A 23824-nucleotide genomic window follows, 5' to 3' on the forward strand; every position below is an offset into this window, starting at 1 on the left:
CTCTTTCTCCTTAGATCGTCAGACCAGTATGACCAATTTGGGTGTGCACATGAAGACGATCAGAAATGCTTTGAATTTCATCACGGTACATATATATTTTTTCTTGAATCATAGCCACTTCATCGTGTGTGAATATGTGGTTAGGTTTATTAGAGTAGTTGGCGAACGTTCCAGCCAGTCGTCCAGCACTTGTATAGAATGGAATCGATGTACAAGACTTGAAGCCAACTTTAAGGGCATAATCCTTAAAGTTTGACCATAAAGGGCTCGTTTCAATATCCGTTTGGACGACTTCTTGTTCAAAAACAGCCTTTCCACATGGGCCACAATTTTCATCGAAAAGACCCTGTTCATTAATCATTTTAAAGAAGTCAAAAAAGTCGGCTGGGACACTTGGACAAGCTCCATGATAAATAGAATTTCGTTCACTATCATAGAACAAGATAGAAACATAAATACCATCTAATACTTGTTCCAATTCCAAACTCATACGTCCAAGTTTCATTTTAATATCTAAGAACTCGGATTCACTTTTAGAGATTAATCCATTAGCTAAAGCATTATTTAAGTGGGCCCTTAAATCTATTGCTTTATTGCACAAAAGAGGGTTAATTATTTTTAATTGAGCTTTTATACTTTTCTTTAAGTTAAATTCACGTAGATTTTCAACAATATTTTGATAATTTGAGTTATTTTTTAATATCATACAAAACCCATCCTATTCAACAAAATTTTTTTAATCTATTATTTTAATAACTTCTATCTCTCGTTTCATATCTATTAAGACTAATGTATCGTATAGAGAAAAATTTAAATACGGGATTATTACCTAAAAATTTCTAGTAAGTAATGATTTTATACCACAAAATTATTATTTACTAGTTTTTTTGAACTACATTTAAATTAAAACCCTAGTGTTACAAACGATGGAACAGAAGTTAACATTGAGTTTCAATGTTATTTGCTCTGATTAGAAACAAAGTAACAGTACTATGATAAATCATCCTCTCGTTTTTTATGGCGTTCCACCCTTCAACTTAATTCTTCTATTTCTTTCTCCTTGTTAGTTAACAAACCTGCAAATTGGAAATACAATCAATTATGTGGGATGAAAATATTTATATTGTTTGAAGACCTGGAATATATATTAGAAAATTTAAGGAATGTACTATGACTATTATAACTATAGGTAGAATTTTTTTAAATAATTGGTTTCCAACAGCTGGAACTCGGAAAACAAGCCATGGAAGAATGGCAGATGACACCGATTCCGAAGGATGTGGACATTAAAGATGAAGATTGACAGTATGAATTAAAGCATCCCGGCGATCGATCGCCGGGATGCTTTTTAGGTGGACAATTTAGGATAGCGGATATACTGCCGCTGACCTTCAATTATTTTTTTATTCTTTTCCATCATATGATCGTAATTCAATTGGGTCATGCGTGCGAAATCCTCGTTTTCGATTAGTTCGAGCCCCGCTAAATTGGCGCGCATTTTTGCGGCGTTATCCGTAATTCCTTTTATGAATTTCTGATCTTCATTATTCAATGTGGGCCAATGATCCGAATTTTCTAGATACTCCGCGAAAGATTTAATGTCATCGTTATGGTCCAATAAAATCCTTAGCGCCCGGTATTGATACATATTGACCATATTGGCTGTCTCCTGCGTTTTGATGATGTCAGATTCTAACATTTTTTTCCGGATCAATACATCGTTTTCATAATAAGTCTTATAACCTTTCACCAATTCATTGAATTTTTGCTGGGTGTCCCATAATTGGGCAAAAGCTTCGCTCCCTCGTTGTACCTTTGGATCAGTGCCTTTGACTGGAATGCTTAATGGTTTTGTATAATAAGAAACCGGTATTTTCAGCCAATCCATGCCGATATTGAAAATATTGCTGTTGAGGTCCGCAAACAGAGATAAATTGGGCTGTGCTTCTAACACTTCTTCGAGCTTTTCCTCGCCGAGCGTCAGATAAGCAGTCGCCACCGATTCATTGTTTTTTGTAAAGCCCGCCATGTAATATGGTGTGCCATCCACTTCCCAATAAACCGGATTGACGAATACGCCTTCTGTCCACTTTTTATGTTTTTTCACTTTTTTCATAAGCAGCTTTACTGTTTGATCATGCATGATAAGTCTCCGTCTCCTTCTTTAACCTTAAAAACCTTTTTCATTTACACTGAATATACCTTTTATTGCAGTATAAGCACCTTAGCAGGTAATTCAGCTAAGATGCTTTCTTGCTCTGTCATTTTGGGTAGCGGATATTCGCTTTCTGTTTCTCAATTGCACTTTTACTTTTCTCCAACATCCTATCGTAATTTAAGCGGAACATTTTTTCCGGATCTTCATCCGTAAGTATATTCATGTCACGCAATTCTTTTTCAGCTCTGTCCATATTCTTTGTAATTTCTTTTATAAAGTCATGAGTGTCTTTATCCATTTTCTGCCACACACTCTGATTTTCTAAAAAACCGGCAAACGCTTCAATATCTTTGTAGCGCTCCTGCAAAATCAACCCAACCTTGTATTGCAGCATATCCATTTCAATGACTGTTTCCTTGACTTTGTTGATATCATTTTCGGTCAACTGTCCCCGTATTAAAACGTCATTATCATAATAGTGGGTAAAATCCTTCATCTTTTCATTGTATTCCTGTTGCAGTTTCGACAGCTCCGCAAAAGCTTCCCTTCCTTGATTGACTTGGGAATCCATGCTGTTAACCGGAATCGATAAAGGCTTTGTGTAATAAGAAAGACTTACTTCCGCGCGTTTTGAGCCGTATTTGAAAATGTTCGTGCTCAAATCCGAGAAAATAGCGAGGGGGGGATGGGCTTTAAGCGCATCTTCCTTATTTTCTTGCCCTTCCGCAAAAAATGCGGAAGCTACCGAACCAGTATTTTTCGTATAGACAACAATATAATAAGGCGTTCCGTTTTCAACCCAGTAAAATGGATTGACGAACATGCCTTCAGTCCACTTTTTATACTTCTTCCCTTTTTTAAGCATCAGCTGCGTTATTTTTTCATCCACTTCATATTCCTCATATCATAGTTACTACTTGTATCCGAAAATGCCTTTAACTGAGCCCAAAGTAGTGATTTATCACGAATTCCCACATTTGTTTCAGTAGTTTTGCATGGTCTACTTTGTCGAAAAAGCTTTTAATATCAACATCTACACCCGTTAGCCATCCAGGTAGTTCAAAAATAGTAGCTACACCACAGATAATGAAAAAATATTACGTTCTTCCATGTTAGTTGAAGGAGGGATCCCCATTTATGATGTGATTTTCATCTATAATATGTAACTTTCCAACTCATCTTTTTGACGCAAGTGATGACGAAAATGCATACCAACCAAATCATACCATTCCCTTGCATTCAGCCAGCCGAACCCTCCATGCTCAACTTTATTATTTGGGTTAATATAATCCACTTTCGATTCCCATTGACTAAATCTTTGAATTACCTGATCCATCCTGCTAATTAGGTCTTCCTTGCTGTCTGAATTATTTGGTGGAGAATTTAGTTCATCTGGTAATCTTATTTTAATAGGTGGAAAACCACCGTTCCTAAATAATTGCTCACCAAACTGAGTTTTCTCAAGAGATTGTTCCTCATTTAATGTTGCACATGTTTCCATATTATTAAGATACTCATGGGCAACAAGAATTAAATGGTCATACATCTGTCCAATAGACCAAACCCCTTCTTCCGAGTTATATCTTAGCTGTTCCAATGAATAATTGTTAAGATCACTTTTGAAAGTAATAAGCAGTTTATTGTTACTCATTTAAATACTCCTTTGTAATAGTTAAATGGAATCTAAAATTTTCGTTTTTTGTTTTATAAATAATTATACCATTAATGTTGAATAATACCTTTTACCATAAATCTGCCCTCTTCACATTTCCCAATTCGTTTTACGATTAATATCCAATTAATCTATGGAATAATTTAATTATTAGATGTTTAATATAAAAGGATATGTATCAAAACTCGTCCTTTTCTAAACACGATCCTACTAGTCTTAAAAGATGTCACTTTAGGCGGGATTTTGCACTGTTATGAGTGACGTTTTGCACTTAGATTATTAAATAAACGCGGCGGATAAATATACACAAAAAAAATAGGCAGCTTTCCATTGGAAATCTGCCTATAAAAAAGGGGGAAATGAGAATGTTGCTGTGTTCCTATTTTTAAAGGCTTTAAACATCATTTTTGAAATAATTCATAGAAAGTGAATTCAGATGTTGAACCACTCTCCATCAAGAGAGTTCATTGAACTTTGACTATAACGAACGAAATCATAGATCGTGTAAAGACTGTCTGAAACTTCCTAGTATTGTCTTTTAAACCATTCTCGGATTGTTTCTTCTTTTTGACGTGTATAACCCATTCCACTAGTTTTTTTCTCGAATTCTCGATAGGCATCTCGCACACCGTTTGTTTCCATGGAATATGCCCATTCCATCTCACTTACACAAATACCTTGTGTATGTTGAATAGGTTCTCGATTAAAAGAAACGCCTTCAACTATCACTGAACTGAGCCCTTATTCTTAGAAAATCTCCATATATAGAATATGAGGAGAACAGTACTTATTACAATGACGATGTTAGTCCAAGGTAAATCATTTATAACATTTACTGATTAGCTTGTTGGTTTTACATCCTCTTGTACGACTGATTCTCCTTGATTCAAATGATTTTTTCTTTAGGAGTATCAGTTTCGCATATTCTTTTTCCTGGTGATATTTAAATCTTTCATTCTATCAATTATTCTTGGGTTTTTTTATTGATTTTTCCAGTTTGGCGATAGCACGTCTTAGTCGGAAATCCTTTATCAAATCTTGCATGATTCGTTCGTTATGCTTGCGTAGTTGCTCAACCATATCTTGGCTCGTATTCTCCATATGTTCCCCTCTCTTTCTATCTAGCTCAATTCAACTTTTACAAAATATCCAGTTTGACTATAATTGCTACCAGAATTTGAAGTAATGCTTGTATGTTTACTGCCAAATCAGTATCAGTTGTCGTAACACTCACATTTCTAGATCCCTCGATTACCGTTCTTTGAACATTTCTTTGTCTACTTCTCGTAAATTGCCTAATATCTTGAACCACCGCTCTACCTTGATCAGTATCACCGACAGTTGCGATGATGACAGCCGCGATAGCTGCCTGAATGCCGAGTTGCAAAGAGACAGCTGCTTGCGTATCCGTCGTGATAACATCTACACCTTCAGAATTCCTAACAATAATGATTTCAAAGGATTGCTGATTACTAACCGAAACCTGTTCACCATCTTGTGTTGCACTGCTACTTTCTGGATCACATTGATCCAATGCTCTCCACTCTCTATTGCTCATATTTTTCACCTCTATTCTTTTTAGAATGCTGTACGTAAATTAAAGCACATCTAAACTGACGACTAATGCAAGCAGCACTTGTAGCATTGCTTGAATATTGACCGTCAAATCTGTATCAGTAGTTGTGATATTGACATCTTTTGAATTTTCTATAAGGATTTGTTGTCTGTTCGTTTGCTCGGAATCGAATTCCTGGAATATTTCTTGTGCTAGTGTTTGCCCTCTATCACTATCACCAATTGTGATACTGATAACTAAAGCAATAGCCAACTGCAACCCGACTTGAAGAGAAACCGCAGCTTGAGTATCTGTCGTTTCTACAACGACATTGCATGAGTCTACAATCCAAATTAATTCGTCAGATTCTTGGTCTAACAGTGAGACTTGATCGGCGTCTTGAGCAACAACTGCATCACTTTGGTTCTCTACTACAAAATCATCTTGTTGCATACTTACTGATTGATCTTCTTGCATAGTCTCTGAAAAATTGTAATATCTTCTAGCCCCAGCAGCATGTCGACACTTTCTTCTACGTCTATTTGACATAATCTACACCTCCTTTTTTACGTTATGTTGTAATATACTCAATGCTCTATCAAATAGGAACGGCAAAAAAAGAAAAAACGCCTGTAAATAGGCGTTTTCTTGTGATAGAGTATACAATTAAATCTATTGCTCAGAAGACTTTGGTTTAACAAATGCATCTACTTGCTGGGTTAACTCTTCTATCATCTCTTTAATAGCCGATTTTTGATCTTCTGATAGCTTTCCTCTTACGCTCTCTAAATCGACACCGTTTTTTCGGAACGCATTACTTACGAGCAAATCAACGGCCTTACTCGAAATGACTTCTGGTTTTTCAGGCAAATTAGTCACAACTAACCCCCCTTTCCTTAAATTCTATTCTCTTTACATCATATGCAGAGACTAGCAAAGACGAAACTGCATCTACCACACAATTGCCTTAGAATCATGTCGTATAGAATCTTTATTCATGCACTTATATCTTTTATTATTGATAATGAAAGAATAGAAATCTTCTAGAAAAGAAAAAAGGCGGCCGAAGATACATTCGGCCGCTCATGTAGTTCATATATAATTGAGATAGGTAACCTTAAAGACTAGTAATTAGTTCTAGGATTAGTTGAAACATTTCATGGAATGAAGAATGCTACTAACAATTTAAAACAATAATAATTTACCCTCAGGGTTAACTCTAGCAAACACATTATGTTCTGATTGTACAAAATTGTGTGTATGACTACCGATTTGAATAAGTGTTTTTTTCATGGCATGTTTTATCTTAATGGTTTGTCCTTCAGGAACAATAATACGTGTAATTTTTCCCTATGGAGATCCGGTTTTTTCTACTTCTATTCCCATTGATGCAAAAACCTCTCCACCAAGTAGTACTCCTAGAACTTGTACTTTGCCACCGGAATAAATATTTGAACTAATACACCCCTTTCCTACGATTGAGATATCACCACTGCAAAATACTTCACTATTCGACGCAAAAGGAATTACCATATGAGAAGCAGATTCTCGAGAAATTCTCATTAATTCATAAAGTTCATCTATTTGTTCTATCAATGTAACAATGTTCTCGGGCTGCTTAAATTGTGTTGGAATCGCCTTCAAGAATCCATTAATTAAATCGGAACGAATTTCTCTTCCGGATCTAATATTTGCTGTTTGTCAGCCTTCAAAATTAATAAGCTTAATTCGTTAATTAAAGGTGGTAAGTCCTTGAATTTTTGTTCTAATAAAATTTTTATCAAGGAACTTAAGCCCATTTTTGCAATGTCAGATGTCTTAAAAACAGGGGACTGATAAACTTGTTCAATTGCCGATACAAAACGCTTTAAGTCCACAGATAAATTTCCCAGTAATAATCCGATGCTTACATTTAATTGGTTAATTTCCCCTGAAATTAGGTGGCTGTTAATTACATCTTGATAAACAACCATGTTATTTCCAGCTGTTATATTGGACTGATTAATTGAACCATGAATATAAACATCCATCATAGTTACCACTTTCATTCCATTACTAACATTACCTTGAATTTCAATATCTCCGACATACTGGAGATTCCCTAAAGAAATATCTACATCAACGCAATGAATTAACTATTCCGCTATAGGTGCCACCCATGCTAAATACGATTGCAATTTCTAGTTAATTTTATAGAAATTGATCAAAAAACTGATGCACTTCAAAATTATTTATTAAAAATCATCGACTTGAATTTTATGGGTGGGACCACTTAAATTACGAAAATTAACAAGTTTGATATTTTATGCAAAAATTCCTCTTTGAAAACCATTGACTTAAAGCTTTTTGGATTTCACTCACGCACTTGTATTGAATAATTAGAATAGTTTTTTACACAGGTACCTTATTTACAATTTTTTGGTAGAAACGGGTGCGTGTGATTAAGCCTGCCCCAAATTTCTTATCTATTAAAACGATGCCTTGGGTTTTCTTGAAATACTTGATCAATTTGATTACACGGTGTTTCAAAAGGTAAAATTGGCTTCTCTTTAGCGATATCTCCAATATAGACAATCACACAAATTCCTCCATATTTGTTCAGTATCACAACAGATTTAAATAAATAGAAACCTTGCAAAGGGAATCTTTTATTAAAACATGCTGTGCTTTGAATTAGGTACTATTTAACAGTAATATAGTAGTTCTATTAAAAGGCATTTTAATAGAGCCCAATTCATATGCGAATTTGGGCTCTTTTGTATGTTTAATTTAGAACAGGTTACACTAAAATCTGTATGTTGTTTTTTTGAGTGAAAATGTTATACAAAATAAATTTATACCGACTATTATTATGAATTTAAATCAGACAATCCAGGGCTGTGTTCATTTGGCATATCAGGTAATACCGGTACAGGATGGCCTTTTGGAGGATCTGTCATTTGTAATTGACCACTATTTCTACTTGGTGATTCTCCTTGGAAAATTGACCCCATAAGTGTCTGATCTAACCTAAAGTTGAACTGTGCATTATGGAATCCCATATCAATGTATTTTTTACACTCGGGATATTTATTAATATCATAATTAGGTACAGGGAATACTTTTCCCCAATCTACTCCCAATGTTTCGAGGGCTTTTGCGAAGGCATTCTGGTGAGCATTATCACGAACAATCAGGAAAGCAAGAGTTTCTCTGAATGCTTTATTTGTACTCATTTCATAAATTCTAGTCTTTTGAAGTACACCTGTTGACTCCAACACAACATTGTTTAAAAGATCGGCAACTAAATTCCCGTGACTATAAACATAACTCCCCAACCATGGATTTCCAGCAGCGTCCACTGGCAAAGAGCTTTTTGCACCCATAATAAAATGATGCGGATTAGCATGCTTTACTGCTTCATCCAAAGGAGCATTATCGATTCCTGCATTTCCTGGTTGACTTTCACCTGCACCGTTTAGCAGTTGATTAATTGTTGATTGCACAAGCTCTACATGGCTCAACTCTTCGAGAAAAATAGCACGAATCAAATCACGATACTGTTTAGCACTTCCACGAAAGTTGGCACTTTGAAATGAATACTGCATCATGGTTCTCATTTCTCCAAATTGTCCTCCCAATACTTCCTGTAGTACTCTCGCCGCTGCTGGATCAGGTTTATCAGGAACAATCATATTAATTAAATCTTCTCTATAGAAATACATAAAAAACCTCCATTGAAATATTTTTTCAAATATATTATTACCAATAAGGATATATTTATGCTTAAAAGAGTACCCGAACGAGTTTTGGCAGAGTGATCACACATTATTAGATATTTTTTTAATGAATGATATGGGACAAGAAGAACAGCCATGCTAACGATTATTTGGGATGATTATAGTTGATCAATTGACGGCAATATTTAACCTTTCAGGCAACTTTGGTAATTTAAACAGCTTTAGCTCTGCACAATTTTTTCCGCGTTTTGTTGTTAAGACCTCCACTTTTCGTTTTTATCAAAGGTGGAATCGCGTGGCGATATAAATCAGTTTCAGAAGAGCGTTATCACATTTTAAATATGCGTTTTTCTTGATATATCTCCAAGGTTTAAAACCTTTCTCTTGTGAAAGACTACCTCTATGTGGAGAAAAATAAGTATGGTGGTAGTGAAGTCAATCTTGCATGGTTCTGGTAAAAGTCTTCTTTCTGTATACATGAGAGGTCAATAGAAACCTCATCTTAAATCCATTCATTACCATGTTCACGAATAAATTTAATATCACTTTGATAATGGTCAAGATGCCCTTCATCTATCATTTTTTGAAAAGCAACATCACCTTCACTGGCTTTTTTTATCATGTATTTACATAATCCTTCTACTCGTAGCAATACCATCTCTAAAAAACCTGTTTCCATTCCCTCAATACCATAGGATTCAAAAAACAATTTAACCCTTTGTTTTATACGGTCGGCATCCTTTAATCGATCATAATAAACTGCCTCACCTGTTTCAGAATGATAAACTCTACTTAAGGGAACACAAGTGTAAAGAGTATATGCTATGTCCCAAAGTCTTGGACCAGGTCCAGCAACATCAAAATCAATAATACCTACTGGTCTTTGATGATTAAAAATAATGTTGTATATTGCAAAGTCATTATGACATAGTACTTCAAATGGTTGGGGAGTATTATCTATCGATTTCCAGCTATCATCAAATGAAAAATCACTCACAGAATCGTGATAAAGACGGAGCATCTTCGCTATTTCTTTTAAAACATCATCAGACCACATGTATTCTTTTAAAGGATAATTACCAGCTTCTCCTTCAATAAATGATAATATCTCTCTTCCTTTTTCATCAATACCTAAAAACTTTGGTGCATAACTGAAACTGTTGTTCTCCAAATGCTTTAATAGCTTATGAATTTTGGGGCTATCTGGCTTTAATTCTCGTCTCACAGTTTCTCCCGAACGATAAACAGTAGAGACATTCCCTCCTGTTAAAATCTCTTCGTTCTCATGGTTTGACATCTATATTCCTCCCTAATATGATTTGTTAGTTGAAGAAGAAAAGGAATAGTCCATTGTTACTTGAATAAATCGATGGTTTCAGTATCTTTTTTTCTAAAAACCCCTACGAGAAGAATTACTAGACCAATCAAGAATAAAGTTGGTAACATTATGGATATTAGTGCAATTCCCGCCCAGCCTAATTTTCAATTACAATTTCTCCTTCACATTTTGGAACTTCGAAACCATTCAGGTAAGAACTCAAAAGTTCTTCTGAAATAGGAAACGAATTTGCATCAAAAAGTTTGTTTCGTCACTTATGTCGTTCACGTAAATCATTTGGATAAACTTTTAAATAGATCAGTTTCCATTTACAGCCAGACTCCTCAATAAGTTTTTTATATTGGTTCCTTCTTACACGATCCCAAAAACTGAAGTCAATTACCACCTGTTGTTTATCGTGAATTAACTGTATTAAGCGGTTGAGTAATTTTCTTTCTGCATCTTTTCTGTATTCCTCAAATTTATCCATTGGGAAATCAATCCCCCATCGACCATTAGTAGCCCATATTTCTTCATCTATAGAAAGACGTACAAAACCTTCCTTTTCTAATAGTTGTGAAAAAGTAGTTTTCCAGAACCAGCTACACCACACATCATTACCACAAAGGAGTTACATCATTTCGTTCACGATGTATTAAGTCAAAATCAAATTTTTCAAACATCTGCATATTCCCCCACATTTTTTGATGTGAATTCCTACAATACCTTAAGTTAATTTGAATAGACTTTTCTACCCCATTTGCCACCCATATATATCAATACTTGCACTGCACCACCGAGAAAGGGAATTTTGAGAATGGGTATAGATTTACTAAGGTTAGGAGATGAAGATCGATGAACTATGGTGCTATGCAGTCCATCCGTTAGTCTGACTCCAACATCCACGGTGTATCACAGAATATCGCGCCATTTATGGGTAGCACTCATGAGCGATTATCCTACTTTTTCAACTCCTCCTTGTATAAAAACCACCAATATCTGAACATTTGTTTTCCAGTTCAAGCCAAGCATCAAAGGCTTTCTTATAGTTTTTTAAGCCTTTCTCAAAAATAATTGCATTTTTTCTATCATCTAATGACTTTGCATTTTTTCTATCATCTAATGACTTCGCATTTTGGAAATTTAAAATAGTTGTCATAACCATCTGTCGCTTTTTATTAAAATCAATTACTTCCGTTTCACTCATTCTTAAAGGGAAAGAAGGGTGTTGTAACACACTGTAACTAGTTAAATCGATTAATTGTTTAAATGATTTTAAATCTCCATTTCCTTCTATAAATCCCTTCTCAAAAACTAAAATATTTTCCATAGTTGTGATTTCGCTAATCATATCAAAATAAAAGGAGGCATAACTCGTCGTATCTTCATACTCAATTAATTCTACTTTCAAATTATTTGTATATATTGATAAAACAATTAATGAAATACCCATTATCACAGTTAAGCCCCAACCAATCACTGTTTTATTCATACGCTACTCCTTTCACCTAGTCCAATTCTCCAACAAACCAAATGTCTCTATTATATTCTCCATCCTCATCAGCAATCTCTTCTCTAATCCCTTTTACGCTTATATTTGGGGGAATGATCAACTTCCATTCTCTTTCAAAGTCTCTTTCTTCAGTTAATGGATTCCACTTTTGAAATTCATTATTTCTATCAAAGAAGCCTTCAAAGTGAGTAGCTCCATGAAATATAATGATTTGAGCATTAAACAGTTTGGAAGGATTAATTGAAACAACCACTCGGTACTTTTCATCAGTATGTGGTTTAATTCCAATCAAATGTTTTGCTGCCTTTAAAAGAGTTTGAACACATAATCGTTTAATTCCAAAAGGAGTCTTCTCAGAATCAATAAAACTTTGAGCTACTGGTAAATGAAGATGCCAGTAGCCGTTATAAAAGTCGGAAGGAAACTCATTTGTCTCTTCCTCAATTCGCTTTATCATGTTCTTTGCTTTTCGTCGTAGTCCTCTTACCTTCTTATTACGCATATATGTCTCCAATCTAACATCGATTTGTTATATTCTACTTAAACTAAGCTTCGTTTTTTCAGTAGAAACCCTTAATATTTTATTTATACTTTAACATAAATACCCAAATAAAATTTTGAATATTAAGTATTACTTAAAGATAAACGGCAAAGTAACAAACTCGTCCTTTTCTGAACATGACACTATTATTTACGAAAGTTATCTGTAACTTTAAGAGATAATTTGTATTAAATTAAGCGTTATTTTGCACATAGATTAAGAAACCCAGTAACCTTGACGTAATAAGTTACTGGGTTTCTTGTTTTATATACTTGGCTTATGGTAGCTACCGATAACCGGTCATATGTAAACTGGTATACTACATTAATTTAGTTTAATTTCTAGAATATAGAGGCTTTATAAGCAACGGATTATTGTGTCTCCGAATGTCCTTACATCCTCTAAATAATCATATCCTGCAGGAGATCCAAAGCTGTTAAAAGCCCTCACGGCTACCAGATTAAATTGAGGAATTACAAGGAGTGTGACACCTGTATAACCTAGTATTTGAAACGATCCCTTCGGTACTAACTCCCCTATTTCGGACTTTTTAGCGGGCAAGTCTTTAACAAACCATAAATACCCGTTCTGAGGGAAATCAGAATCAATCGTTTCCGGACTATGAATAGAAGTAGCTAACGCAATAATTTCACTCGGAACAATTTGTTCGCCGCCTACTAGCCCCTTATTAAGATGAAGTTCTCCCCATTTAGATAACTCTCTAACAGAGGCATACATATTTCTTTCATTTCCAGAAATGCTTTTTCCGTTGTACCAGCTCGAATCATCTGGATCTCTTATAACTTCAACTAGATTTTCGTTCACCTCTGCATACCAGCCAGTTTCTGTAAAGTGCAATTTGTTAAACGCCTGTTCAGCTAAAATTTCTGCAATGCTCTTTCCAGTGGCATTTTCAATGACCTTGGTTAACGTATCAATACCGATACCCCGATATGCCCAACTTTCTCCGGGCAAGAATTCTCTTTGAGTTTCCTCTCCATTCTTTTTTAATCCATGCGTATGAGTTAAGAGATGCCTAATGGTAACCCCTTCGAAAAGTTCAGGCTCATTAGCCGGATAGTATTTCGTGACTAAATCATCTATCGACTTTATAAATCCTTCATAAACAGCGTATGCCGCGGCAAAACCAATGTAGTTCTTTCTGATTGAAGCAATATGAAATTGAGTAGTTTCCTGAATTTCTTTCGCATTTTCTTCCTTAGAATGCGTACCCCAATATTCTTCTATTACAACTTCATCATTTTGCATGATTAAAAGTGCAGAGCCTGTGCAGTCCACTACGTTAGCAGTGTTTCTAACATGTTCGATAACTGGTGTAAATAATGAATCGCTTTTTTTATTGATAACCATATTTCACCTAATTCCATCATAATTTAAAGAGCTAAAATAGTTTCTATGGATAGAAAAACTTTCCTGTACTCTCTTTCATCAACTTTGCTACTTTAACACTTACTACAAATACTGTTTTTAAGTTCCTTCTCTTCCGATAAGTGATGAACTAATTACAGCAGATTCTAGATATTATTTTTCGCAAATGATGGAAAATATTCGATGCGGAACTTCCAAAGCATTCCCCGTATACTGTTCTTCCAGAAGAATTGATAAGGCATCGTCAAATGCTTTTACCTCTTCGTGCTGAAGACTTCCTCCTATGCTTTCATCTGTTCTCATCTTCCCTTTCCATTCATCATGTGTAAAAGGGATTACCACATCAAATGTGAAGGTTTCCACGTTTGTAAAGCCAGCAAGGTAGAGGTCATTTATCCATTGTGGGTACATACCAAGACTGCTTAGAACATTCCAATCAGTATTAAATTTTGAAACAATTTCACGTGTTTTGATTACCACATCATTCTTAATAGGAATCGGTTCGAATTGAGCGAGGATGAATTTCCCACCAGTTTTTAACACCCGGTATGCTTCATTGCTCGTCGAGCTCGCAGGAAGTACATTCCAACAATGAACAGCCGTAATAAGATCAAAGGAACTTTCTTCAAAAGGTAAATTTGTTACGTCTCCCAACAGGTAGTCGATGTTCAGCTTTTCAACCATGTTTGTTTGGATAGCCGCTGCTATGAGTTCAGGGGAATTATCAATCCCCGTCACCAAACAGCCCAAATCTGCTAAATCACGGGCAGCTAAGCCATTTGATGTGGCGATATCCAACACCTGTTGTTGTCGGAAAACCACCCCATGGTCTTGCTGTAATTTCTCATAGAACTTGCTGGGATAACCTTTGCGGTACTTTACAAAGTCTTGTGCAACATTTCCGAATAGATTTTCCATTGAATCCCACTTTCAGTATATACAATTTCAAATATCACTTTTTCTAAATAAAGCAGTCCAGAGAGATGCTACACCAAACATTCTCTCATCTTTACTCACCGCTTTCATTCGGCGTATTTCGATTTCCTTAAAATCCGCAAATATGGTTCTTAGTTTCTCTACTGTGAATCCTAGTCCGCCATTTAAGCTCCGCTGTCTGTATACTTCCCAATCCGTAATATCCGAACCGCCTAACTCTCCGCCTTCTACAAAACAAGTGATGGCAAAGTGCCCTCCTGGTCTTAAGGCTTTCAGTACCAGTTCAATGTAGTTGCTTCTCCGATGAGGAGCAATATGGTGAAAGCAGCCGGAATCATAGACAATGTCGTATGTACCTTCATTTATCTGAACATCGAAGATATTGTTGTGAATGAAATTCACTTTTACCCCTCGTTGGTTTGCCCTCTCTTTTGCCCAGTCGATAGATTCTTCTGAAAGATCGACCGCATCAACATTGCAGCCCTTATCAGCAAAATAGATGGCATTCCTGCCCGGCCCACTTCCTAATTCCAAGACATTTCCGGGCTTAATAAGACCTTTATTAAAATAGCCCACTAAATTTTCGTCTGGTTTGTTCACAAAAAATGGAATTCCTTTTTCCCGATTGGAATAAAATTCGTTCCAAAAATCGGTAGGCTCTCGTAATAATGAATCTAACATATCCAGTAAATCTTCATTGCTGCGAATCGTCTCTCTCAACTATACCCCTTCTTTCAATTGTTTTCGTACTATACAATTATACTAAAACTTCCAGATTGTATATTGTCTGGTAGGTTACATTTGCATTAATTCGCTTTTCTTTTAAGAGTTCTTATTACCTGTTTTATGGTGTTAAGGTCTTTTATAGCAGGTATACCTGTTCTTTTGACCTTATACAGCCTTATAATACTGACTAACTTTTTTTCATTGCTTAAAAGCAATTTAACAGCTATATAATAAAGATTCATAATATTTTTTCAATAGCTTTCGTTACAATTATTACAGAAGATTTCTGTTCTTTTTAGGAAACAAAAAAGGGCGAATTTCCAGGTTTTATAACCGTTCGTAAAAGTACACTTTTACGTACTGCTTTGAAGTGCTCATATTTGGTCATTTATATAGTTCGCAAAACTATAATAACCTTTTGTGTACGTTATCTTTGTAAACCACACTTTGCCGAACTCTTGCGGGTAATAAGAAAAAACTATCCACATAGGATAGCTTTTCTTCAACTAAAAAACTTGTTTTTCTTGAGCCTACTTTAACTAAACCACTCCATTTGTTGAAGTAGAATAAAGTATTTACCTACTTGAAGTAAGTCTTAGTGGTTTTTATTTGATAGGTCTAATTTTCAATTACAATTTCTCCTTCACCTTTTGGAACTTCGAAACCATTAAGGTAAGAACTTAAAAGTTCTTCTGAAATAGGGAACGAATTTGCATCAAAACTTTTGTTACGTAACTTAAGTCGTTCACGTAAATCATTTGGATGAACTTTTAAATAGATAAGTTTCCATTTACCATCAGAATCCTCAATAAGTTTTTTATATTGGTTCCTTCTTACACGATCCCAAAAACTGAAGTCAATTACTACCTGTTGTTTATCGTGAATTAGCTTTATTAAACGGTTGAGTAATTTTCTTTCTGCATCTTTTCTGTATTCCTCAAATTTATCCATTGGGAAATCAATCCCCCATCGACCCTTAGTAGCCCATATTTCTTCATCAATAGAAAGACGTATAAAACCTTCCTTTTCTAATAGTTGTGAAAAAGTAGTTTTCCCAGACCCAGCCACACCGCACATCATCACCACTAAAGGAGTTACATCATTCCGTTCACGATGAATTAAGTCAAAATTAAATTTTTCAAACATCTGCAGATTCCCCCACATTTTATGATGTGAATTCCTACATTACCTTAAGCTAATTCTCATTCGACTTTTTACTAAACTACCCCCGGTTGTTAAAGTAAAAGTCTTCAAATCCTCTAATTTATTTTAACATAAATATCCAATTAACCTATGGAATAAATTAGATATTGGATTTGAATATAAACGCTTATGTAACAAAACTCGTCCTCTTCTGAACACGACGATACTAGGTACCAAAGATATCTGTCGCTTTGGTCGGTATTTTGCACTTGTTTTAAGTTTTAGCAATATAAATGACAAGTAAAAACGCTCAGAAATCTGAGCGTTTTTTAGCGAAATATTTTACTATCCTCATTGAATCTTTAGTTCAAAATGAAAGCATTCTCATCTCTTTCGTAACAAGTTTCATACTCATCTTTCATTATAAAACTATTACAAGTTGCACCGCTTTCATCATAAATTTCTTTTCCTACTTGTAATTCAACACTTCTATCCTCGCTAGGAAATTCGGGTGCCCTCACTTCCTCTTCTTTTCATTCGTCCGTCAGTTATACAGATAATATTGAACAAATGCCCCAACGGTTATACGCTTGCATGCCTATTGCTTCAAGCAACTCCTTCGCGTTCACATGTGTCGAGGGCAATGTACGCCACTTCAGCCAGTTTTCTAACTCATCTAATGTAATATGTCCCTCCATCTGAGGGGAGAATTATTTATTAAAATCGTCTATATAGTTAATGACATAGGGGGTTCCGCCATTTGCGGAACATCTCTTGACATCAAAATTGTATTTCAAACTGATTTCGAAGACCATATTGTATTAATTCATATCGATGCGTTATTTTTAATTTTGACATCATGTTTGCTTTATGGTTTTCTATCGTTTTTGGCGATATAGACATTTTTTCTCCAATTTCAATATAGGTAAATCCTAAGACGAGAAACCGTAAAACTTCAAGTTCTCGTTCCGTTAGTGCGCCTTTCTTTTTCTGACTATCTTTCCATAGCTCGATTAAATGATCTGGAAATTCGGTTTTATAATAAAGATGTCCTTTCATTACTTGTTGAATGGCCTCATACAAGTTGTTTTTTTGGCTTTTCTTAGGCAAATATCCACTAACTCCTAGATGGAGTGCTTTTTTAATATAGGCTTCTTCTTCATGCATAGTTAAAAATATAATACGAACATGTGTCAGTTGTTGGCGTATTTCTTTCGCTGTCTGAAAGCCATCCATTCCATTTGGCATTGAAATATCCATAAAAATGACGTCAGGATTTAATTGAAAAGAAAGCCTGATAGCTTCAGATCCTTCAGAGGCTTCCCCCACAACTTTTATTTCTTCAAACGTATCTAACATCATGATGATCCCTTTTCGAATCAATTTATGGTCATCAACAATCAATACTTTAATCAATACTCTACCTCCTCATTAAACGTACATTCAATCGTGATTGAAGTTCCTTGTCCGATAGAGGATGAAAGTAGAAAATTCCCCCCTAATTGATCCACTCGCTCTTTCATATGCTGAAGACCTAGTCCGTTTTTTTCTTTTTCAGTGTCAAAGCCTATTCCGTTATCCTTGTATTCGATAAGAATCTGGTCTTTTTTCTCATCATAGAAAATATGAATGGTTACAAAAGTCGCTTCGGCGTATTTCATCATATTATGTAGCGCTTCCTGTATAACCCGATACAAGTTAATTTCAATTGCCACTGGAAGCCTGTTCAGTAAATTCGAGTCCAACTCAATGACGAGACCAGCCTTTTTTGTCACCAATGATTTTGCTAATGCGTCAATTGTTGCAGACAAACCAAGCTGATCAAGACTTTTTGGGCGAAGTTGATAGGAGTAACTTTTAATATCTGAAATAACTTTATCTAGTTCAATGCGTACTTCATCTAGGTATTCCTGTAGTTTAGGCTGTTGTGTATAAACTTGAATATTATCCATTGCAAGTGAAATGCTATAGAGGGATTGACTGACACCATCATGAAGTTCCTGTGCGAGACGCTTATGTTCACTCTCCTGTGCCTCTGTCAGCCTTTTAATCATTAATTTAGAGAATTTTGCTTCTTCTTCTCTTCTTTTTAATGTTTGATCCTTCAAGACGAGTAAATATTGTGATTCCCCAGTTTCATCATTTACCATTAATTGTGCTGTGCTCATCTCAACATTAATATGTTGTCCTTGATAGGTGGGCATTTCTGAAAGGAAGTATGGAACTTCATTTTTGGAAATCAATAAACAGCGATCTTCTCCTTCAGAAAGAACCCTACTTTGACAATATGTGCAATATGGAACATTCTCATTTATTTTCCATCCAGTTAAATTATTTGCAGCTGGATTCAGTGAGAGGATTGTTCGTTCGTTATTCATGACAATAATGCCATCCTGTATATGTGTTAAAATATTTTCAAAATATTCCTGTTTCATACTCGAAGAACTCATTTGCTCTCTCCTTTACGGAAAGAGCAAACCCCATAATGAGATTTGCTCTGTTTTTTCTCCATTATACGTGTCACGAAACCGAAATTCCTCTTTTTACTAACTCTTCATATCCACCCTGTAAATCGTATATATCTTCAAAGCCGTTTGCCTGTAGAATACTGCAAGCAATGGCTGAACGGCCGCCAGCTTGGCATTGAACAACTAGTTGTTTATCTTTGCTTATAGTAGCCAACCGATCCGTTAGAGTACCGAGCATAATATGTTCTGCTTCGGGAAGATGCCCTTCTTTCCATTCCGAATCGTTTCGTACATCAATTATCTGGTATTCAGTAAGATTTTGAAATTCATCAACTGTCAATTGCTTTATTGTTCCATTTCCCTGTTCAACAATTTCTGGGCGAATAACTGCTTTAATTTGATCTAGCCCAATAGATTGGAGTGCTTTAACCATTTCTTGTTCTTCTTCTTCTTTCACAATTACTAATATGGGTTTTTTATAAGATAAAAGCCAACCAGCCCAGTTTGTAAATGATTTATTAAGTGGAATAGTTAAGGATCCTTCAATATGATTTTTGAAGAATTGCTCAGAAGGACGTGTATCAACTATGACCATCTTCTCCTCTTTCATTTCGCTTTCCACTTCGTTAATTGAATGGATGAGATGAGGCTTTTAGATAGAAGAGAAGCCCCCTCTTTATTCAATTTTTTCATCATCGCAAAGTATTTTGGTGCTTCCGGTTGATCAGTCATCAATTCTTTTACAAATTCATCTTCATGATCGATTTGTAGTGCCCAATTATTTGCTTTTTCATATCCAACAGTTGAAAGTGGTACGGAACCAAGGGATTTCCCGCATGCACTCCCAGCCCCATGAGCTGGCCAGACTAGAACATGATTCGAAAGTTCTTTAAATTTCCGAACTGACTGAAACATTGTTTTAGCTCCTGCTTGTGCAGTACCTTCCATTGCGGCTACTTTTTCTAGCAAATCGGGACGTCCAATGTCACCAACAAAAACAAAATCCCCTGTAAAGATTCCCATTGGCACTGATGACCCTCCACCTTAATCTGTCAAAACAAATGAAATGCTTTCCGGTGTATGTCCTGGTGTATGCCACACATCAATTTTCACATTGCCAACTTGAATAACCGATCCTTCTTTTACGAATTCAGTGTTATATCGTGGGTTAAATTGATATTTCCAGTTTTCATCGCCCTCATCAGATAAATACATTTTAGCTCCTGACTGCTCTGAAAGTTCAATGGAACCTGATAAAAAGTCCGCGTGAATATGGGTTTCCGCAATTGCAGAAATGGAGAACCCTTCTTTTTCTGCTACCTTTAAATATTGATTCACATAACGAGAAGGATCAATAACAATCGCTTCTCCTGTCTTTTGGCATCCAACTAAATACGAATAATGTGCTAACTTCTCATCCAAAAATGATGTAAAAAAAATATCTTAGCCTCCTATTTTTTTTCACTAAGTACTAGTAGAAATGTTTTCATGTATTGAAACCCTCGTTTTACGGCTGGTATTTTTAATAATGCCAACACCTTAAATAGCGATAGCTTCTCCGTTTCTTGCATTTGTACTCTGCGGTTAGTCTCCTGTAAAATACCTCCGCACTTTTGGACAGTTTCTATATATGGATGGAGATCTGATGTTATAGATTGGAAAGAAGTTGGATCCTTTAATGTATTGCGTCCAAATTCAGCAAGTTCGATTCCTTTATCCAAATAAGGTGTAATAATAGGTAAAATCTCTATGATGCGAACTAAGGAACTGACAGATTCTTTGGTCAGTTTCAACGACTGTATCGCTTGCTCTGCTTCACCTGTTATTTGTTCAAGCCATTCCTGATCTTTTAACACCTCTTCTATAAATAGAAGGGGTTCTTCCATCTGTTTCATACGCGCTGTATATTCTGGTAGCTTTGATACTAGATAGGTCAGCGATTCAACAGTTTGTTGATCAGAAAGCAGTATATTCAACTTTGATGTATCTATTTTTTCCAAGACATTTCACCTCTTTTTTTTTTACATAAGTCCTTTCAACATGCCATTCCAATAAAGAGCAGGTAACATATGCTTTTTCATTAAATACATGCTTAAGCGTTCTTTAGATTGATCAAATGGGAATGTTTCAACTGGATTATTATCATAATCAAATTCAGCTAAAATAAGTGAACCGTATCCAGTAACAATTGGACAGGAAGAATAGCCATCGTATTTAGCCATTAAGGGTTCGTTATTCATTGCATAAAGAATATTTTCCGCAACGACAGGAGCTTGTTTACGAATTGCAGCACCCGTTTTTGACGTTGGTAGATTTGCACAGTCACCAAGGCTGAATACATTTCCATAAACCGGATGTTGTAACGTATATTGATCTGCTGCAATCCATCCATTTTCAGCTGCTAGTGGACTTTTCTCCAAAAATTCTGGCGGTCCCATTGGTGGTGTAACATGGATCATATCGTAAGACAATACCTCTTCTTTACCTGTTTCAAGATTTGTAAATACCGCGTTTTTATTTTTTGAATCAATGGACGTCAAGTTACGCTGAAATTTCGTGTCAATTTCACGTTCTTGTATAATTCCCTCGAGAGTCTTGCGATATTTTTCAACTGCAAAAATAGAAGGCGATGCTGTGGCGAAAATAACATTTGTTTGATCACGTACACCCGATTTCCGAAAATATTGCTCGGCTAAATACATAATCTTTTGAGGTGCACCTCCACATTTTACAGGTGTATTTGGCATGGTAAAGATTGCGTTTCCACCTTTGAAATTTTTGATATTTTCCCATGTAGAATCTACATATTGGTACTCATAATTACTACAGACGCCATCTGTTCCAATAGACTCTTTCAAACCAGGCACCTTACTCCAATTCAGCTGAATCCCAGCTGCAACAACGAGATATTCATAAGTAACTTTTGTACCTTCCTCTGTTATTAACTCATTCTTGTCCGGAGAAAATGATGATACCCTTTCTGCAAGCCAATTTGCACCTTCTGGAATCACGCTAGACTGATCACGTTCGGTCTGTTCCTTTTGTGCTGCTCCACCTCCAACTAGTGTCCAAAGAGGCTGATAATAATGTTTTTTCTGAGGATCAATAATCAATATTTGACGTTCCAACTGTTTGTTTTCTCGCAACAATCTTGATGCAACCGAAATGCCACCTGACCCAGCCCCTACTATTACTATTCTTGCCTTTTGTGTACTCATTCAAAAAACTCCTTTTCTCAATAATCTTACATATCTTATATACTTATATAGGATACTTCTGTATACAAGTTCTTTAATATAGGGAAAAGCCCCTAAATTTCATAGGACCATTGCGTCTAAGTGAAAATAACTCAAATAAATATTGGACTGTTTATATTCCCAATTAGGTAGGGGGATGTCCCATTTAGAAAAATAGTACATCTGGAATTATGGTATCGCGTTCTAAAACTGTACTATTTCCAATATTTGACAATCTGTTTTGTATATCTACATGAGGAACGTGCGATTGACCCTTTTTCATAGAAACCCCCAGCCATGGCTGGGGGTTTCCTCTTTTTATATATGTTTTTTACAGAAGTACCAATCAACACATTCATATTCTGGGTTGTTCATTCTTTCTTCGGCTTCCTTCTGTGTTCGAGGCGCTTTTACAATAACTTTTTCTCCAGGAATCCAGTTTGCTGGTGTCGCAACACCATATTCATCTGTTGTCTGAAGTGCTTTGACAAGACGTAAAATTTCCTGCATATTACGTCCCGTGCTTAAAGGATAGTAAATCATAGCACGCACTTTTTGTTTATCATCCACCACAAATACAGCGCGTGATGTTTCGGTGCTCCCACCTTCAGGCATTAACATTCCATAGCTCGTGGCAACATCTTTATTGGAGTCTGCAATAATTGGGAACTCTAAATGAACTCCAAATTTCTCTTTAACATTTAACGCCCAGGCAATATGTGAGTGAACACTATCGATACTTAAACCAATCAATTCTGTATTCATTTTTTGTAAATCACCATGAATTTCTTGGAACCCAATAAATTCTGACGTGCAAACTGGTGTAAAGTCAGATGGATGAGAAAATAAAACCCACCATTTACCAATATAATCCTCATTGCTAATTTCACCTTGTGTAGTCATTATTTTAAATGCAGGTGCTTGAGCACCAATACGTGGCAAGCCCACTTCTGTTCGCTCGTGATATTCTTACTAGTTGAAGTTGTTGCTTCTTTTATTCTTAATATGTTTAGGATTTGCACATTGAAAATACAGAAAATATCACTAAAAATAATGTCTCATGGGTAGAAAAATAGATACAGTAATTCTTAAAAAGAATCGGGAGAAGAGTCAAGTTGATACAGAAGTCGATACTCATGAAATCGTGGGGGAATTATTAAAGAATTAACCTTCCAGATGAATATAAATTTGAATTTATTACAATTTATAACCCCAAATATGGAGTTGTTTATGATATAACAACCAATTCATTTAACATTGCCTTTTAAAGAAAGTAAAAGAATCTGTCAATTATTAAAGCCGATGTAACAAAACTCGTCCTTTTCTGAACACGACACTATTAGTTACGAAAGTTATCTGTAACTTTAAGAAATAATTTGTATTAATTTTTAAGCGTTATTTTGCACATAGATTAAGAAACCCAATAACCTTGACGTAATAAGTTACTAGG

The 23824-nt window shown here is 35.5% G+C and carries 24 protein-coding genes and 1 pseudogene; all 25 read right to left on the reverse strand.

Annotated elements, in window-relative coordinates:
• Positions 1–10: 10 nt before the first annotated feature.
• Positions 11–706: a GAF domain-containing protein gene (locus AC3EA5_RS15615; RefSeq protein WP_488609173.1), complete on the reverse strand. Its 696-nt coding sequence runs from the start codon at positions 704–706 to the stop codon at positions 11–13.
• Between the two features lie 642 nt (positions 707–1348).
• Entirely contained in the window at positions 1349–2143 is a 795-nt protein-coding gene (locus AC3EA5_RS15620; protein ID WP_488609174.1) for a hypothetical protein, read from the reverse strand.
• Between the two features lie 118 nt (positions 2144–2261).
• On the reverse strand, positions 2262–3047 hold the full coding sequence (locus AC3EA5_RS15625) for a hypothetical protein (protein ID WP_488609175.1): 786 nt from the start codon (positions 3045–3047) through the stop codon (positions 2262–2264).
• 264 nt (positions 3048–3311) lie between these two features.
• Positions 3312–3809 (reverse strand): DinB family protein, encoded by a 498-nt coding sequence (locus tag AC3EA5_RS15630; RefSeq protein ID WP_488609176.1) that lies wholly within the window; start codon positions 3807–3809, stop codon positions 3312–3314.
• Between the two features lie 546 nt (positions 3810–4355).
• Positions 4356–4559: a hypothetical protein gene (locus AC3EA5_RS15635; protein WP_488609177.1), complete on the reverse strand. Its 204-nt coding sequence runs from the start codon at positions 4557–4559 to the stop codon at positions 4356–4358.
• 409 nt (positions 4560–4968) lie between these two features.
• Positions 4969–5388: a spore coat protein gene (locus AC3EA5_RS15640; RefSeq protein ID WP_488609178.1), complete on the reverse strand. Its 420-nt coding sequence runs from the start codon at positions 5386–5388 to the stop codon at positions 4969–4971.
• Positions 5389–5427: 39 nt separating this feature from the next.
• Positions 5428–5934, reverse strand: coding sequence for a spore coat protein (locus AC3EA5_RS15645; protein WP_488609179.1), 507 nt, complete (start codon positions 5932–5934; stop codon positions 5428–5430).
• Between the two features lie 123 nt (positions 5935–6057).
• Positions 6058–6264, reverse strand: a complete 207-nt coding sequence (locus tag AC3EA5_RS15650; protein WP_488609180.1) for a spore coat protein — start codon at positions 6262–6264, stop codon at positions 6058–6060.
• Positions 6265–6735: 471 nt separating this feature from the next.
• Positions 6736–6981: a hypothetical protein gene (locus tag AC3EA5_RS15655; RefSeq protein WP_488609181.1), complete on the reverse strand. Its 246-nt coding sequence runs from the start codon at positions 6979–6981 to the stop codon at positions 6736–6738.
• 59 nt (positions 6982–7040) lie between these two features.
• Positions 7041–7517, reverse strand: a complete 477-nt coding sequence (locus AC3EA5_RS15660; RefSeq protein ID WP_488609219.1) for a FapA family protein — start codon at positions 7515–7517, stop codon at positions 7041–7043.
• A 717-nt stretch (positions 7518–8234) separates the two neighbouring features.
• On the reverse strand, positions 8235–9089 hold the full coding sequence (locus AC3EA5_RS15665; protein WP_488609182.1) for a manganese catalase family protein: 855 nt from the start codon (positions 9087–9089) through the stop codon (positions 8235–8237).
• A 517-nt stretch (positions 9090–9606) separates the two neighbouring features.
• On the reverse strand, positions 9607–10401 hold the full coding sequence (locus AC3EA5_RS15670) for a phosphotransferase (protein WP_488609183.1): 795 nt from the start codon (positions 10399–10401) through the stop codon (positions 9607–9609).
• Between the two features lie 292 nt (positions 10402–10693).
• Positions 10694–11035, reverse strand: coding sequence for a P-loop nucleotide/nucleoside kinase family protein (locus AC3EA5_RS15675; protein ID WP_488609184.1), 342 nt, complete (start codon positions 11033–11035; stop codon positions 10694–10696).
• A gap of 354 nt (positions 11036–11389) precedes the next feature.
• Positions 11390–11914, reverse strand: a complete 525-nt coding sequence (locus AC3EA5_RS15680; protein ID WP_488609185.1) for a hypothetical protein — start codon at positions 11912–11914, stop codon at positions 11390–11392.
• Positions 11915–11930: 16 nt separating this feature from the next.
• Positions 11931–12437: a DUF3916 domain-containing protein gene (locus AC3EA5_RS15685; protein ID WP_488609186.1), complete on the reverse strand. Its 507-nt coding sequence runs from the start codon at positions 12435–12437 to the stop codon at positions 11931–11933.
• 396 nt (positions 12438–12833) lie between these two features.
• On the reverse strand, positions 12834–13847 hold the full coding sequence (locus tag AC3EA5_RS15690; RefSeq protein ID WP_488609187.1) for a serine hydrolase domain-containing protein: 1014 nt from the start codon (positions 13845–13847) through the stop codon (positions 12834–12836).
• 171 nt (positions 13848–14018) lie between these two features.
• Positions 14019–14783 carry a class I SAM-dependent methyltransferase gene (locus AC3EA5_RS15695; RefSeq protein WP_488609188.1) on the reverse strand — a complete coding sequence of 255 codons (765 nt, stop codon included), beginning with the start codon at positions 14781–14783 and terminating at the stop codon, positions 14019–14021.
• Between the two features lie 27 nt (positions 14784–14810).
• A complete protein-coding gene (locus AC3EA5_RS15700; protein WP_488609189.1) occupies positions 14811–15521 on the reverse strand; it encodes a class I SAM-dependent methyltransferase in 711 nt (236 codons plus the stop codon).
• Positions 15522–16145: 624 nt separating this feature from the next.
• Positions 16146–16673: a P-loop nucleotide/nucleoside kinase family protein gene (locus AC3EA5_RS15705; RefSeq protein WP_488609190.1), complete on the reverse strand. Its 528-nt coding sequence runs from the start codon at positions 16671–16673 to the stop codon at positions 16146–16148.
• Between the two features lie 777 nt (positions 16674–17450).
• Positions 17451–18086 (reverse strand): response regulator, encoded by a 636-nt coding sequence (locus AC3EA5_RS15710; RefSeq protein WP_488609191.1) that lies wholly within the window; start codon positions 18084–18086, stop codon positions 17451–17453.
• Positions 18083–19120 carry an ATP-binding protein gene (locus AC3EA5_RS15715; RefSeq protein ID WP_488609192.1) on the reverse strand — a complete coding sequence of 346 codons (1038 nt, stop codon included), beginning with the start codon at positions 19118–19120 and terminating at the stop codon, positions 18083–18085. Before AC3EA5_RS15715 ends, AC3EA5_RS15710 begins: the two co-directional genes overlap by 4 nt.
• Before the next feature lie 70 nt (positions 19121–19190).
• Positions 19191–20578, reverse strand: a pseudogene (locus tag AC3EA5_RS15720) (MBL fold metallo-hydrolase).
• Between the two features lie 11 nt (positions 20579–20589).
• On the reverse strand, positions 20590–21138 hold the full coding sequence (locus tag AC3EA5_RS15725; protein ID WP_488609193.1) for a hypothetical protein: 549 nt from the start codon (positions 21136–21138) through the stop codon (positions 20590–20592).
• Positions 21139–21159: 21 nt separating this feature from the next.
• Positions 21160–22356 carry an NAD(P)/FAD-dependent oxidoreductase gene (locus AC3EA5_RS15730; protein WP_488609194.1) on the reverse strand — a complete coding sequence of 399 codons (1197 nt, stop codon included), beginning with the start codon at positions 22354–22356 and terminating at the stop codon, positions 21160–21162.
• A 336-nt stretch (positions 22357–22692) separates the two neighbouring features.
• Positions 22693–23322, reverse strand: coding sequence for a peroxiredoxin (locus AC3EA5_RS15735; protein WP_488609195.1), 630 nt, complete (start codon positions 23320–23322; stop codon positions 22693–22695).
• Positions 23323–23824 lie beyond the last annotated feature (502 nt).

The organism is Paenisporosarcina sp., from assembly GCF_057785155.1.